The sequence below is a fragment of the Syntrophotalea acetylenivorans genome (assembly GCF_001887775.1).
In the GTDB taxonomy this organism is placed as follows: Bacteria; Desulfobacterota; Desulfuromonadia; order Desulfuromonadales; family Syntrophotaleaceae; genus Syntrophotalea_A; species Syntrophotalea_A acetylenivorans.
The window spans coordinates 1,510,344-1,525,076 of sequence record NZ_CP015519.1; the positions used below are offsets into that span (position 1 = coordinate 1,510,344).

The 14,733-nt window shown below is 53.8% G+C and carries 12 protein-coding genes and 1 pseudogene; 12 read left to right on the top strand and 1 reads right to left on the bottom strand.

Annotated elements, in window-relative coordinates; translation table 11 throughout:
* Window positions 1–121: 121 nt before the first annotated feature.
* From fdhF to A7E78_RS06905, 10 genes are all read left to right on the top strand, one after another.
* Window positions 122–2,809 carry a formate dehydrogenase subunit alpha gene (fdhF, locus tag A7E78_RS14795; RefSeq protein WP_083553198.1) on the top strand — a complete coding sequence of 896 codons (2,688 nt, stop codon included), beginning with the start codon at window positions 122–124 and terminating at the stop codon, window positions 2,807–2,809.
* A 146-nt stretch (window positions 2,810–2,955) separates the two neighbouring features.
* Complete coding sequence (locus tag A7E78_RS06870) at window positions 2,956–3,573, top strand: LbetaH domain-containing protein (RefSeq protein WP_072283533.1); 618 nt, start codon at window positions 2,956–2,958, stop codon at window positions 3,571–3,573.
* A gap of 42 nt (window positions 3,574–3,615) precedes the next feature.
* Entirely contained in the window at window positions 3,616–3,840 is a 225-nt protein-coding gene (locus A7E78_RS15035; protein ID WP_158516081.1) for a hypothetical protein, read from the top strand.
* Window positions 3,780–4,421: a formate dehydrogenase accessory sulfurtransferase FdhD gene (gene fdhD, locus A7E78_RS06875; protein WP_158516082.1), complete on the top strand. Its 642-nt coding sequence runs from the start codon at window positions 3,780–3,782 to the stop codon at window positions 4,419–4,421. Before A7E78_RS15035 ends, fdhD begins: the two co-directional genes overlap by 61 nt.
* Before the next feature lie 43 nt (window positions 4,422–4,464).
* Entirely contained in the window at window positions 4,465–5,103 is a 639-nt protein-coding gene (locus tag A7E78_RS06880; protein ID WP_072283534.1) for a molybdenum cofactor guanylyltransferase, read from the top strand.
* A 111-nt stretch (window positions 5,104–5,214) separates the two neighbouring features.
* Window positions 5,215–6,474, top strand: coding sequence for a BaiN/RdsA family NAD(P)/FAD-dependent oxidoreductase (locus tag A7E78_RS06885; RefSeq protein WP_072283535.1), 1,260 nt, complete (start codon window positions 5,215–5,217; stop codon window positions 6,472–6,474).
* Window positions 6,475–6,924 (top strand): YaiI/YqxD family protein, encoded by a 450-nt coding sequence (locus A7E78_RS06890; RefSeq protein ID WP_072283536.1) that lies wholly within the window; start codon window positions 6,475–6,477, stop codon window positions 6,922–6,924.
* Window positions 6,925–7,285: 361 nt separating this feature from the next.
* Window positions 7,286–9,394 carry an LTA synthase family protein gene (locus A7E78_RS06895; protein ID WP_072283537.1) on the top strand — a complete coding sequence of 703 codons (2,109 nt, stop codon included), beginning with the start codon at window positions 7,286–7,288 and terminating at the stop codon, window positions 9,392–9,394.
* A gap of 176 nt (window positions 9,395–9,570) precedes the next feature.
* Window positions 9,571–10,248 (top strand): winged helix-turn-helix domain-containing protein, encoded by a 678-nt coding sequence (locus A7E78_RS06900; RefSeq protein ID WP_072283538.1) that lies wholly within the window; start codon window positions 9,571–9,573, stop codon window positions 10,246–10,248.
* Window positions 10,249–11,622 carry a sensor histidine kinase gene (locus A7E78_RS06905; RefSeq protein ID WP_072283539.1) on the top strand — a complete coding sequence of 458 codons (1,374 nt, stop codon included), beginning with the start codon at window positions 10,249–10,251 and terminating at the stop codon, window positions 11,620–11,622.
* 417 nt (window positions 11,623–12,039) lie between these two features.
* On the opposite strand, the gene A7E78_RS06910 is transcribed toward A7E78_RS06905, so the two are convergent.
* Window positions 12,040–12,336, bottom strand: coding sequence for a hypothetical protein (locus A7E78_RS06910; protein WP_072283540.1), 297 nt, complete (start codon window positions 12,334–12,336; stop codon window positions 12,040–12,042).
* A gap of 262 nt (window positions 12,337–12,598) precedes the next feature.
* Here A7E78_RS06910 and A7E78_RS15355 point away from each other — a divergent pair.
* Window positions 12,599–13,447, top strand: a pseudogene (locus A7E78_RS15355) (MgtC/SapB family protein); the annotation flags it as partial.
* Window positions 13,448–13,486: 39 nt separating this feature from the next.
* Window positions 13,487–14,721 (top strand): IS3 family transposase gene (locus tag A7E78_RS14800; protein ID WP_418361389.1). Its coding sequence is split into 2 segments (ribosomal slippage): window positions 13,487–13,855 and window positions 13,858–14,721, totalling 1,233 coding nucleotides; the frame shifts between segments, so codons are not numbered across the junction.
* Window positions 14,722–14,733 lie beyond the last annotated feature (12 nt).

Consider the following 14,733-nt stretch of genomic DNA (forward strand, 5'->3'; position numbering starts at 1 on the left):
GTTTTTTTAGGGGTGAAGGCATACATCTAGTATGTCGAGATCCTGAAAAAATGCCGTAACGCCGTAGGGCGGACTTTTTGCGACGCCGCCATTAAAAAAGAAGGAGACATCTGACATGTCTATGTTGAATATAACCATTGACGGTCAAACCACGCAGGTACCGACCGGCAGCGCGATTCTCGATGCTGCCAGTCAGCTGGGAGTGAAGATTCCGACCCTGTGCCATTTGGAAATGGAAGAGAAATGCAACCAGCAGACTGCCGCCTGCCGGGTCTGCGTGGTGGAAGTTGAAGGCCGCCGCAACCTGGCCCCCGCCTGCGCCACCCCGGTCATGGAAGGCATGATCGTCAAGACCGACACCGAACGGGTTCATGCAGCGCGCAAGACCGTTGTCGACCTGATGCTTTCCGACCATCCCCTCGATTGTCTTACCTGCGAACAGGCTGGACGCTGTGCCCTGCAGGACCTCTGCTACCAATACGACCTTGAACAAACTTCCTTTCCGGGTCAGCGCAATGACTTCCCGATAGATACAACCAATAAATTCTACAGCCGCAATCTCAACAAGTGTGTGGCCTGTCGTCGCTGCGTCGTCATTTGTCAGAACTTTCAGAACACCAACGCCATCGGCTTCGGCGACCGCGGTTTCAGCACCCATCCGGTAGCCCCCTTCGATCGAGGAATGGACGAATCGACCTGCGTTTCCTGCGGCAACTGCGTTTCGCTCTGCCCCACCGGTGCTCTACTGCCCAAGAGCAAAGAAAAGTTCCGCAGCTGGGAAGTCTCCAAAGTGGCCACCACCTGCTCTTACTGCGGTGTCGGCTGCCAGATGACCCTGTTGACCAAAGACAACAAGGTTGTCGGTGTCGAGCCCGCTAACGGCCCTTCCAACGATGGTCTGTTGTGCGTCAAAGGCAAGTTCGCTTTCAACTTCATCAACCATCCCGACCGCCTGACTTCCCCGCTGATCAAAAAGGACGGCCAGTTCGTCGAAGCAAGCTGGGAAGAGGCCTACGACCTCATTATCGACAAGGTCAAAACCGTTAAATCGGAATACGGCAGCGAGGCCCTGGCGGGACTGTCTTCGGCCCGTGTCACCAACGAAGAAAATTACCTGTTCCAGAAACTGGTTCGAGCGGGGTTCGGCACCAACAGTGTCGACCATTGTGCCCGACTTTGACACTCCTCAACAGTTGCCGGTCTGGCAACTACGCTTGGAAGTGGCGCAATGACCAACAGCATCAACGAGCTGATGGCCAGTAATGTAATTTTCATCACCGGCTCCAACACGACCGAGTCTCATCCGGTCATCGGCGCCAAGATACGTCAGGCAAAGAAAAGAGGCGCGAAGATCATCGTCGCCGAGCCGCGGGCGATCGAGATAACTGCCGATGCGGAGATCTTCCTGCAGATCACTCCGGGAACCAACATCGCGCTGTACAACGGTCTCATGAGCACCATCATCAATGAAGGGCTGCAGGATGTCGAATACATCAAAGAGCGCACCGAAAACTACGACGAGCTGGTAGCCACCCTGGCCGACTTCAGCCCGGAAAAAGCGGCTGAGATCTGCGGCGTCAGCGCCGAAGACATCAAGGCCGCCGCCCGCATGTATGCCGAAGCCGCTAAAGGTGCCATCGTCTACTGCATGGGCGTCACCCAACATTCCAGCGGCACCGAAGGGGTCATGAGCCTCGCTAACCTGGCGCTGCTCTGCGGCAATATCGGTATCGAATCGGGCGGCATCAACCCGCTGCGCGGCCAGAACAATGTTCAGGGCGCCTGTGACATGGGCGGCCTGCCCGGCACCTATCCCGGCTACCAGAAGGTCACCGATGCCGAGGTGAAGGCCAAGTTCCAGAAGGCCTGGGGCGTCGAACTGTCCGACAAACCCGGCATGACCCTGACCGAAATCGTCGACAAGGCCGGTCACGGAGAGATCAAGGTGCTGTACATCATGGGCGAAAACCCCATGGTTTCCGACCCGGACCTGACCCATGTCGAAAAGGCTCTGAGCAATACCGAGTTTCTGGTGGTACAGGACATCTTCCTCACCGAAACCGCGCAAATGGCCGACGTGGTTCTTCCGGCGGCTACCTTCGCCGAGAAGAACGGTACCTTCGTTAATACCGAGCGCCGTGTCCAGAGGGTGCGTAAGGCCATCGAGCCGGTGGGCAACTGCAAGCCCGACTGGGTGATTCTGAGCGACCTTCTCAACAGGCTCGGTATCGAAAAGACCTACGCCGCTGCCGAGGAAATCTTCACGGAACTCGCTTCGGTGACTCCCTCCTACGGCGGGATCAACTATGCGAGGCTGGAAAAATTGGGCAGCCTGCAGTGGCCCTGCCCGACGACGGACCACCCGGGAACCAGGTTCCTGCACGCCGGCCAATGCGCCCGCGGTCCGGGTCTGTTCAAGCCGGCAGTGTTCAAGCCCAGCGCCGAGCTGCCCTGTGCGGAGTACCCTCTGGTTATGACCACCGGGCGGGTGCTCTATCACTACCACACCCGGACTATGACCGGTAAGGAAGCGGGCCTGAATCAGATGTGTCCCGAATCCTTTGTCGAGATCAACCCGACACTGGCCAGGAAACTGGGCATCGCAAATGGCGACAAGGTCGCCGTATCGACCCGTCGCGGTCGGGTCGAAGTGACCGCCAAACTCACCAACATCCTGAAAGAAAACGTTATCTTCATGCCGTTCCATTTTGCCGACGGATCGGCCAACACCCTGACCAACCCGGCACTTGACCCGATCGCCAAGATCCCCGAGTACAAGTCCTGTGCGGCCAGGGTGGAGAAGATTTAGATAGGATACGGGCAGCAGAAGCTAGCAGGATGGCCTTTTTGCGACGCCATCAAAAAGACTTCGCAGCGACGGTAGTCTCCGGTTATAATGGTGTCCACCAAACCTTTTTAACCCTCTCGACTTTTGTATCAGTGGAGTTCTGAATTATGATCGAAAAAAATGTTGTCACCGATTTTTGCGGAAAATCCTCGGAACCTGTTATCGATGCCACCAGTTATGTCCATCCCCTGGCCGCCGTTATCGGCAATGTTATTCTCGGCAAAAACATCATGGTCTCGCCTACTGCGGTAGTGCGAGGCGACGAAGGGCAGCCGCTGTTTGTCGGCGACGATTCCAATGTTCAGGACGGGGTGGTCATTCACGCTCTGGAAACGGAAATGAACGGCAAAGAGGTCACCAAAAACCTCTATGAGGTTGAAGGGGAGAAATATGGCGTCTATGTCGGTCGCCGCGTTTCCCTGGCTCACCAGGTACAGATCCACGGCCCGGCCGTAGTCCTCGATGGAACTTTCGTCGGCATGAAAGCCCTGGTATTCAAATCCTTCGTCGGTAAGGGTTGCGTTATCGAACCCGGCGCCATTGTTATGGGCGTCTCCGTGGCCGATGGCTGCTATGTGCCGGCGGGCATGGTGTTGCGCACCCAGGAGGATGCCGACGCTCTGCCGTCCATCACCGATGATTATCCCTTCAAGAATCTGAACAACGGGGTCGTGCATGTCAACACAAACCTGGCTAAACAGTATCTGGCGGCCCAGAAAGCTTAAATATTGTAACGACCTGCCGTTTAATTTTCGAGAAAGAGGTTCATGGAAGCTGTTAGCGACCGACGGGAATTCCCGATTCTAAAATATCGTCAGGGGCAAACCAGCGAAGTATCGGACGTGGTGGTCGCTGAATACAACCTGGCGATTCAGGTCAACGGCAGGGATTTCGTTATTTTGCTCTGTACCCCCGTTCTCTGGACGACCTGGTGGTCGGCTTCCTTTTCTCCGAAGGGATCATTCAAGACCGCAGCGATCTGCAGGAGCTGACCATCGACGAGGCCCGGCAACAAGCCCGGGTGACCCTTGGAAAAGCGGCCGCCGCGCGCTTGAAGGACGATCAACCCTTTAGCCGCAAAACGGTACCGACGGCCGGCGGCAAAGGCCACTCCACCCTGGATACCGGCAGCATCCAGGCATTGACCGGACATTGTCGCGACGACTTTTCCATCGAGGCAACAAAGGTTCTGGAACTCATGGATCGGTTCAGCGGAAAATCCCAGCTGTTTCTCGATACCGGCGGGGTCCACAGCTGTGCCCTTTCCGACGGCAGCGACTTGTTGCTTTTTGAAGACGACATCGGCCGGCACAATGCCCTGGACAAGGTATTGGGCCATGCCATGATGCACGATATGCCGCTGCACGATAAAATCGTGCTCACCAGCGGCAGGATTTCCACGGAAATTCTTGCCAAGGTGGCCCGGCGGGGAATACCCGCCATCATCTCCCGGTCGGCGCCGACCAGTGCCGCTATTGAACAGGCCAAAGCTCTGGACATGACACTGATCGGGTTTGCCCGCGGCAATAACTTTAACGTTTACACCAATTTTTCCTGCCTGACTCGAGACTGACCCTTTTGCAAGGCTGTAAATTTTCTAGTAAGCCGGAGAAGTAATGGACAGGGAATTCGGCAGCGCCGTCATACTGGCGGGCGGTAAAAGCCGCCGCATGGGCTTCGACAAACAGTTCTTGCAGATCAAGAACCACTATCTGCTCTGCCACCATGGCAAGCAACTGGCCAACCTTTTTGATCAAATCATCGTGGTGACCAACACCCCCGATCTCTATCGGGATCCCCCCTTTGTTCTGGTCAGTGACGAACTGTGCGACAAAGGCCCCCTGGGCGGAATCCATATCGGCCTTAAGACGGCAAGCTCTCGCCAGGTTTACTTCCTGGCCTGCGACATGCCCAACATCAATCTCGACTATATCCGCTTCATGCAGCAACGCCTGCGAGGCGGCACAAACACCGCCTGCATCACCCGCTTTGGCGATTGGATCGAGCCCTTTAACGCCTTCTATGCCCGCGATTTGGTACCAGGCATCGAAGACTATCTTCATCGCGGCCACCATTCCCTCTTTCAGTTTCTTCACGAACACGACACTCACTATGTCAGTGAAGCGGATGCCAGGCGCTACAGTCCCGACTGGCAGATGTTCCTCAACCTTAACACCCGTGAAGAATTTGAAACCTGGCGCAGCGCTAGTCCCGACACGGGGTTCAACCCTTCCTGGGTCGTCGAGTCCCGCTGATAAGGGGTTCCTTAAGCAAAGGGCTTGCACTAGGCGTTAACGATCTGTATTGTCCTTCAGCACATTGTGAAAAATCACCATCCCCCATTCTATTCATTTACAGGCTGACCTTTGACTCAACCGGATATTATCGTTATTGGCGGCGGTGCCGCCGGCATGATGGCCGCTGGCCAGGCGGCGCAAGCCGGCGCCCGCACCCTGCTCTTAGAGAAGATGCCATTGCCCGGGCGCAAGCTCGGCATCACCGGCAAAGGCCGCTGCAATCTCACCAACAGTGCTGAAATGCGCGAGTTCATCGCCCACTTTGGTCCCTCAGGACGCTTTTTGCGGCAAGCCTTCGCGCGTTTTTTCAATGTTGACTTGATGGATTTCTTTGAAGACCTCGGTCTCAAGCTGGTTACCGAGCGGGGCGGGCGGGTGTTTCCCGCCAGCGGTCAGGCCGGTGACGTGTTGAGAACGCTGCGCCGCTGGCTGCAGGAGGTCGGCGTCACCGTACAAACCTCGGCGACCGTCGAAAGGCTGGTGGTGACCGATGGCCGATTGACCGGGGTTGTCTGCAACGGTCAAGAGATTCCTTGCAAAGCGGCGATTCTGGCCACCGGCGGGGCTTCCTATCCAGCTACGGGCTCCACCGGGGACGGCTATCGCTTCGCCGCCGCCGCAGGTCATCATATTATCGATATCCGGCCGGCCCTGGTGCCCCTCGAGACGGCCGATTCTGTTACCGGGCGCATGGCCGACCTCAACCTGCGCAACGTCCAAGCCCGGTTGCTGGTCAACGGTAAAAAGGTGGCGGAAGATTTCGGCGAGCTGGTCTTCAGCAAGTCGGGAGTCACCGGTCCAATCATCCTGACCCTGAGCGGCTTGGCGGTAGACGCCCTGCGCAGCAACCATAAAGTGGAATTATCTCTCGATCTCAAACCGGCCCTCGACGAGCAAAAACTCGACCGCCGCCTGCTGCGCGATCTGGACGCCCGCGGCAAGGAGCCCATCTCCAGCCTGTTGCGGGGTCTTTTACCCGCAGCCATGGTGCCGGTCTGCCTCGATCTTACCGGTCTTCCCGCAGAGCGCACAGCCGCCACCCTGAACGCCAAAGAACGCCGTAAACTAGGCCGTTGGATCAAGGACTTTCGTCTTGAAATCAGCGGTCATCGTCCCTTTAGCGAGGCTATTGTTACCGCCGGTGGCGTCGAAACGAAGGAAGTCGATCCACGCACTATGGAATCGCGTCTGACCGAGGGGCTTTATCTGGCCGGGGAGCTGCTCGACTTGCAAGCGGAGACCGGCGGCTACAACCTGCAAGCAGCCTTTTCAACGGGCTGGCTGGCCGGCCGCTGTGCCGCCGAGGCGGTTCAGGAAGGGGATTTGTAAATGCAGATCTGGATCGATGCCGACGCCTGTCCCAAACCTATCAAGGAGATCCTGTTTCGCGCGGCCGAGCGGGTGAAGGTATCCCTCATTCTGGTGGCTAACAAACCACTGTCGACTCCGGCTTCCCGTTACATTCGTTCGATGATCGTCGCCTCGGGGATGGATGTCGCCGATGCCACCATCGTCGAACTGTTACAGCCCGGCGACCTGGTGATTACGGCTGACATCCCCCTGGCTGCACTGGTCGTCGATAAGGGCGGCCACGCCCTCAATCCCCGGGGAGAACTGTATGACAGAGACAATATTCGCGAACGGCTGGCCATGCGCGACCTGATGGACGAACTGCGCGGTAGCGGTATCGACACCGGAGGACCGGCCCCCTTCAATAAGCAGGATCGCACCGCCTTTGCCAATCAACTCGACCGTTTTCTGGCCAGTCAGCTCAAATAGTCCTCTTCACCACGGGACGGTGAATTATCCAACCTGTCACCCATTAACAGTGTTTGCGGACTCTCCCTTTCTGAATCACCAGTTTTTTTAAGCTGCGCATTTCCCCACCCCAGTCATTCTCTTAAATGTTTACACAAGCCGTGGACACCGTAGTTTCCCCTCTCCGGTTACCATCTGCCAAGAATATCTTCTGTTTTTGGTTGAAGATGACCAGATGGTAATGTCCCCGTCATCTTGACGTAACGTCAACCCCTTATATTTTCCCTGATAGCCACCGCTCTTTGTATCGGTGCGTCGATAATTGTTGCCGCAAAGCATTGCACCAGTAGCTCTGCAGCATCTCGTTTGAGGGAAGATAAGTATGTCAAAAGTATCGCTCTTTGAAAAAAGGCCCAAACAGGTTACCCGTTACTTTGCACGAATTGCCAAAGCTGCCGGGCCCCTGCTCCCGCTTCTGAAATTTTTTGCGCTTGCCACATTACTGCTTAGCCTTACCCGCTTCGGCCTGGTTCTTTGGCAATGGCCGCGGGTTGCGGCGGTCGATGGGCTGTGGAGAGTGCTCGGTTTTGGAATCCGGATGGACATGATTCTGATCTGTTATCTGCTGATTCCGCTAGTGCTGGGATTGTTTTTGTTTCCCGTCCGTTTAAACAGCAAATCTATCTGGCAGAAGTTCTCTTCAGTCTGGCTGTCCTTCTGGATCGTCTTCCTGGTTTTTATGGAGACAGCCACCCCCCCTTTTATCCTGCAATACGATCTTCGGCCCAATCGGATTTTCATCGAATATCTTAATCATCCAAGGGAGGTTGCCCTGACAATATGGGGCGGTTTCAGAGCCCAACTCCTGGTCGCTTTGATATTGACGACGGCCATGATATTTGTTGTCCGATGGATTTTTCGGGCACCCGTTAAGCCCGTCCCCCAGTGGAGTATCTGGAAGCGGCTAGTCGTTTGCCCCCTCGTCCTCTGCATTCTCTTCATCGGTGGCCGCAACAGTTTTGATCACCGCCCTGCCAACCCCAGTACGGCGGCTTTTTCCAGCGACCACCTGGTGAATGAACTGTGTCTCAATTCGGCGTATTCGGTTCTTTATTCGATTTACCGTCTGAAGGATGAGAAGAATACTGGCAAGATCTACCCCCGAATGAAGAAGGAAGAAATCGTACAACGTATGCGGCGCGAAATGATGCTTCCATCAGCCGCTTTCGTGTCGGAGGAAGTTCCTACACTGCATCAGCAAAAAGCCAGCTCCGTTCGTCAAAAACCGATGAATCTGGTCATCATCCTGGAAGAGAGTCTGGGGGCGCAATATGTTGAGTCCCTGGGGGGCAAACCCTTCACCCCCGAGCTGGATGAGCTAGCCAAACAAGGCCTATGGTTTAAGCAACTTTACGCAACGGGAACTCGTTCCATTCGCGGCATTGAAGCCATCACTACCGGATTTCTTCCGAGCTCAGCACGTGGCGTCATAAAACTCGGCCTGGCACAACAAGGTTTTTTTACCATCGCTCGAATATTGAAGGAAGCTGGCTACCGCTCTGAGTTTATTTACGGGGGCGAAAGCCATTTCGACAACATGCGCGGCTTTCTTCTGGCTAATGGCTTTGACCGGGTCATCGACGAAAATGATTATGATGACCCGGACTTTCGTGGCACCTGGGGAGTTTCGGATGGCGACCTGTTTCGCCGGGCCGATAAGGAATTTTCCCGACACGGTGACAATCCCTTCTTTGCCCTGGTCTTTACCTCTTCTAATCACTCCCCCTATGATATCCCGGAAAACCCTGTAGCGAACTCGACGGCGAAGCGGGGTACTGTCGCCGATGCTATAAAATATGCCGACTATGCTTTGGGCGAGTTTTTCCGCAAGGCCCGTGCTTCCGATTACTGGGACAACACCCTGTTCCTGGTGGTTGCCGATCACGATGATGTGGTCAAAGGCCCCAGTCTGATCCCCATAGAACACTTCCACATTCCTGGGTTGATTCTGGGGGGGACCATCAAACCCGGCAAGTTCGACAAGATTGCCAGCCAGGCCGACCTGGCCCCAACCCTCTTGTCTCTCATGGGCATTGATTCTGAGCATCCCATGCCCGGTTATGACCTTTTACAGCTTCCCGAGGAATTTCCCGGCCGTGCCATTATGCAATACGGATCGACCCATGCATACATGCGTGGAGATCAGGTCGTGGTTCATGCGCAAAACAAACCGGCACAACAATTTACCTTCAGTTCCGGAAATCTTATCCCGATCCGGCAACCGGACCCAGAGCTGACAAAAGATGCCCTCGCCACAGCCCTCTGGCCAAACGTTGCATATCGGAAACAACAATATACCCTTGGCGAGCATTCTCTGGCCGCCGTCCGCATAAACGATAGCGATGGCCTAGTAGCCCAGCTCAAGCCTCGAGATGTAACTCATCTTGAGAAAGAAGAACTGGCCGGTAGTCGAAGACCTCTGCACAATTGACAGAATCGCTCCTGCACCATAGGCAAAGAATAAAAAAAACCTGTGAAGCTTGTCGTCATTACTTCTTTGCAATACCCCATAAGAACAAATAAGATGAAATTACTCCGGGGAGTAAAGTAGGTTTTAGAGCTATTGAACCCAGTCAATAGTCGAGTTGGTAAATACGAGAGATTGCTATGCGAATACTACTTGTAGAAGATGATGTGCGAACGGCACAGTTCATCAAAAAAGGGTTCACCCAGGCAGGGTTTGCGGTAGACTGTGCCGCCGACGGTATGGAAGGCCTGTTTATGGCCGAGGACGGACTTTATGACGTTGCCGTGATCGATATCATGTTACCCAAACTCGACGGCTTGACGCTCATCGAGCGTCTTCGCAAGCAACGGATCAATACCCCGATTCTTGTTCTGAGCGCAAAAAACACCGTTGATGACCGGGTTCTCGGTTTACAAACCGGCGGCGACGACTATCTGGTCAAACCCTTCGCCTTCACAGAACTATTGACCCGCGTCCAGGCCTTGTTGCGGCGAAGTCAGGCCCGGGAAGAGCCGACGACCTTGACAGTATCTGACCTGACCCTGGATATTGTGAAACGCAAGGTTTTCCGAGGGGAAATGGAAATCGAACTGCAACAACGTGAATTTTCACTGTTGGAATATCTTATGCGGAACGAGGGGCGGGTCGTTTCAAAGACGATGATTATGGAACACGTTTGGGATTATAATTTTGATCCGGAAAGCAATGTCGTCGAATCCCGCATCTGTCGCTTGCGGGACAAGGTCGACCTGCCGCGATTTCGTAAATTGATTCACACCGTACGGGGAGCAGGCTATCTCCTTGAGGATAAAAAATAGATGTTTCGTACCCTTCCTGCTCGTCTAACCTTTCTATATACCCTCCTCTTTGCCATCTTGTCGCTGGCTGTTTTCGAGACGATCGACAACAATCTGGAAACCAACCTGCTGCAAAGAGTCGATACCGAACTCAGCGGCGATGGCCGTGAGTGCGTGGAGATTTATCAGGAGAATGGACTCGAAGGCCTTGCGCGGGAAGTGTTTCTCGAGACGGAAGGCGAAGGGGACGAGCATGTTTTTATCCGCGTCTATTCGCCCGAATTCAAAGTAGTTTCCTCCTCCGATCTCAGCCGTTGGCAGGGGTTGCCAGCGCATACCCGAGAACTGGAGATACACCGCAGCGAACGCTTCCAGACCATCTACCTGCCCGGGAATCGGGACCGGGTGCGAATATTTTTTCAGGAACTTGGGGACGGTCATCTTATTCAGTTCGGCAAGATTCTCAGCGAGGACGAACAGCTCCTCAAAGACTTTCGCGGGGTGTTTTACCTCTCTTTTGCGATTATGCTCATGGTCGGCATTCTCATCGGCTTTTATGTGGCAAAGAATGCCCTTAGCGGCATTCAACGTGTCCGGCACGGTGCCGACCAGATGAGCCGGGGCGATTTGTCGCAACGCATCGTCCTGGATGGTGGCAGTGAAGAGATCAAGAATCTTACCCACTCCTTCAATCGCATGCAGGACCGGATTCAGTCTCTTATCGGTGAGCTGCATGACGTAACCAATAACGTAGCCCATGACCTGCGAAGTCCGGTGACACGCATGCGCGGCCTGGCAGAAACAACGCTGACGGGCGACCAGAGTCTTGAAGAATATCGGGACATGGCAGGGGCCGTTGTTGAAGAGAGTGACCGTCTGGTTGGCATAATCAACGTTATGCTCGAAATCGCCGAAACCGATGCAGGCCTGCGCCCACCTGCCCAAAAGCCTGTCGATATAAAAGAAATAATTCAGGACGTGGCAGAACTTTATTCCTCGGTCGCACAGGATAAGGGGATATCCTTAACCACAAAAATCCCTGAGATTGACCTCATTGTGTATGGCGATCGGAGTTGTCTGCAAAGGGCACTCGCCAATCTGCTAGACAATGCGATAAAGTTCACCCAGCAAGGCGGACAAGTGGTGGTTTCTGCACATACCGAAAATCAACACCTTGTTGTTAAGGTCGTTGACAATGGACCTGGCATCCCCAAAGACGACTTGGTCCGTATCTATGATCGGTTTTTCCGGGGGGATCAAAGTCGTTCAACACCAGGAAACGGCCTTGGCCTGACTCTGGTCCAGTCGATTGTTCACGCCCACGGCGGAGAGATTTCCGTTGACAGTTCAACCGATCAAGGTACACAGGCAAAAATCTCTCTACCAATGCATTAAATCACAATCAAAAAAAATTTGAATTTCGCCATTCACCTGGCATGAAAATGGCCCATCCGTAACTCAGATGGGTCGTTCTTGTTTCAAGCCATGTCTGTAATTGCAATAAAAACGATACCCTATTGAGAGTTTGCTACGAATACTGCTTCTTGCTGGAAAGTTCTGAAAGGAATAGTGTCGCAGACGGCCGGGCTCTACCCTGCATAAACGCTGGAGCGGAACTCAGCCTGATCCAATAGGGTAGGCAAACCGATGACAGTGATCCATGGGGAGGCGCTGTTACCTCCCTGGCAGATCACAGGGATTTCGATCAGCTAGAAAAGTGCTATTAAATACGTCAGTCAGCAGAGAACCGCTCGCATAAAAGGCACCATATTCTGGTGCGGGAGGACTCGCGCAAAGCTAAAGAACCACCCCCTACTGCAGGCCTTCATAAACCCAATCGGTCAGACACAGGGACAAACCATAAACCTTGGCCCTTACCGATTGGGTTAAGCCCATACAACCATGGGAGTCGTCCTGTTCACTGACCTCGTTGGGTTTCTCCTGAATAGCCAAGACCTGCCACTGGCGTTGTTCTAGATAATCCAAGGCTTTATGGGCCGCGCTATTGCTGGTTTCCGCCTCGACCCAGAAATGGGCCAGGGCTTGTTTGACCTTGCGGGGGCGATCTTGGTTCCAGGGGGGAGTGACTTTCATGCTGAGATAGTACAAAATACTGCCTCCTTTGGAATATGGGACATTCTCAACTACGCAGCCTGTCGTCTCTGTCCCGGATGCCACTATACTCCTATACCGTCCGCGACCAAGCACTGGCTGCTGCTTCCACTGAAAATATTAGCAAAAACTATGCAAACTAATCGATTCTCCGTCAAAAAATTTGCATTTTTTCAAGTTCCACCCTTTTTGTTATACTTTTTGTAAATGATATCCAACACCTTCACTTCACCCCAAGGGCCGGTAGCGCATGAATGAAATGACTGTCTGGAAACTCTTTGAACCCTATTTTCTGGCTATTCTGCTCGGGGCCCTGATGGGCTTGGAGCGAGAACGACAGGAGCAGAGGCTAGCCGGATTTCGCACCTTCATTCTGGTGACGCTGCTGGGAGCCATCTGCGGCAACATGGCGCTCAGCGGTTCGTATCCATGGATGGTCCCTGCGGGCCTTTTGGCCGTTACCGTTCAGTCGGCCATGGTCCATGTCCTCCGCCTTAAAGAAGACATAAAACCGGGGTTGACCACCTCCGTCGCCCTCTTGGTGGCTTATGGCATCGGGGGTCTGCTGGCGACAGGCTACACGGTACCCGCCGTAGCCATCGCCCTGGCGACCACGGTCATTCTCTATTTCAAACTGCAGATGCACGAATTCTCTCGCCGCCTGCAACAAAGAGACCTCTATGCGATTTTTCAATTTATTCTGGTCGCATTTATCATTTTACCGATTCTGCCCAACCGGGGCTTCGGCCCCTACCAGGCATTGAACCCCTACAATATCTGGCTGATGGTGGTGATCATCAGCGCCATCAACCTGGCCGGCTATATCACTCTCAAGGTAGCCGGACAACGTTGGGGCAGCCCGGTACTCGGCATCCTCGGCGGTATTGTTTCCAGCACCGCCACCACTCTGTCGTTCAGTCGCTACACCCGGGACAACCCCGGCTTCTCCCGAGCCGCAGCTCTCGTTGTCGCCCTGGCTTCAACAGTGGTGCTGATACGCGTCGCCTTCCTGATCGGCATGATCCAGCCTACTCTCTTGGCCGGGCTGGCTCTCCCCATGGCAGCCATGTTCGTCGGCGGCCTGGTCCCGGCCTTTATGATCTGGCTGTCCCGTCCTGAAATAAGTTTACAGCTAGGAGGCTTATTTATGGACACAGCAGAAAGTAAGCGGAAGAGACGTACTCAACGTGATTACACCATGGGCTTTAAATTGCAGGTGGTTGCTGCCGTAGAAAAAGGCGACATGACCTACAAGCAGGCTCAGAAGATTTATGGCATCCAGGGCCGCTCGACAGTGTTAAAATGGTTGCGAAAACACGGAAGGCTGGATTGGACCCAACCTGTGAGGATGACCATGCCCAAATCTCCCAAAGCCAAAGAAAGTCCCGCACAGAAAATCAAGCGACTCGAGCGCGAACTTGAGGATGAACGTCTTCGCAATCTGTTGTTGAATGAAGTGGTGGATATCCTGGATGCAGAGCACGGAACGGGACTGCGAAAAAAGTATATTGCCAAGGAGCGAGACGCCTTCAAAAACAAAAAGGGCTGAGTCTAAGCCGCGCTTGTAAGCTCCTTGGCATCACCCGGCAAGCCGTTTATCAAAGAGAAAAACGCAGTGAGCAGCGCAGCATAGAGTTGGCACCCGTCAAGTCAATGGTGATGGAGGTCAGACGGTTTATGCCGCGGCTTGGTACGCGCAAACTGTATTTTTTGTTGAAACCCATGTTTGTTGAGCAGGGAATAAAGTTGGGGCGTGACGCTTTTTTTGACTATTTGAGAGCGCATCAACTGCTGGTGACACCGATCAAGCGCTACACAAAAACGACGCACAGCAAACATTGGATGAAGAAATACCCGAATCGTTTAGGCAGTCAAGAGATCAGCTGTGCCGAACAAGCCTTTGTGAGCGATATTACCTACGTTGAAACGGATGAAGGTGTTCACTATCTATCATTGGTCACAGATGCCTATAGCCGCAAAATCATGGGTTATGAAGTCAGTGACAATATGCGTGCTGACAGGGTCGTAAAAGCTTTACGTCGGGCAGCTAAGCAACGACAGACAAGCCGAGCGTTAATACACCATTCAGACCGAGGTCTACAATATTGTTCAGCGATCTACCAGCAAGAGCTAAAGCGTCATGGTATGACGCCGTCAATGACAGATGGCTATGATTGTTATCAGAACGCTTTGGCCGAGAGGGTAAATGGTATTTTGAAGCAGGAGTTTCTGATCACCAAGTGCCGGACTTTGAGTGAGTTGAAGGGTTTGGTGCGGGAATCCGTCGATACCTACAATCGTCTGAGGCCACACCTCAGCTTAGACATGAAAACACCAGAAGAAGTACATAAGAAAGCCACCTCCGCAAGGGAGGTGGCTTGAAAAAACCGTCAA

Excerpts from the sequence above, each read along its gene's own strand:
- A7E78_RS06870 (WP_072283533.1), top strand. The coding sequence starts at position 2,956 with ATGATCGAAAAAAATGTTGTCACCGATTTTTGCGGAAAATCCTCGGAA.
- A7E78_RS15035 (WP_158516081.1), top strand. The coding sequence starts at position 3,616 with ATGGAAGCTGTTAGCGACCGACGGGAATTCCCGATTCTAAAATATCGT.
- A7E78_RS06890 (WP_072283536.1), top strand. The coding sequence starts at position 6,475 with ATGCAGATCTGGATCGATGCCGACGCCTGTCCCAAACCTATCAAGGAG.
- A7E78_RS06895 (WP_072283537.1), top strand. The coding sequence starts at position 7,286 with ATGTCAAAAGTATCGCTCTTTGAAAAAAGGCCCAAACAGGTTACCCGT.
- A7E78_RS06900 (WP_072283538.1), top strand. The coding sequence starts at position 9,571 with ATGCGAATACTACTTGTAGAAGATGATGTGCGAACGGCACAGTTCATC.
- A7E78_RS06880 (WP_072283534.1), top strand. The coding sequence starts at position 4,465 with ATGGACAGGGAATTCGGCAGCGCCGTCATACTGGCGGGCGGTAAAAGC.
- A7E78_RS06905 (WP_072283539.1), top strand. The coding sequence starts at position 10,249 with ATGTTTCGTACCCTTCCTGCTCGTCTAACCTTTCTATATACCCTCCTC.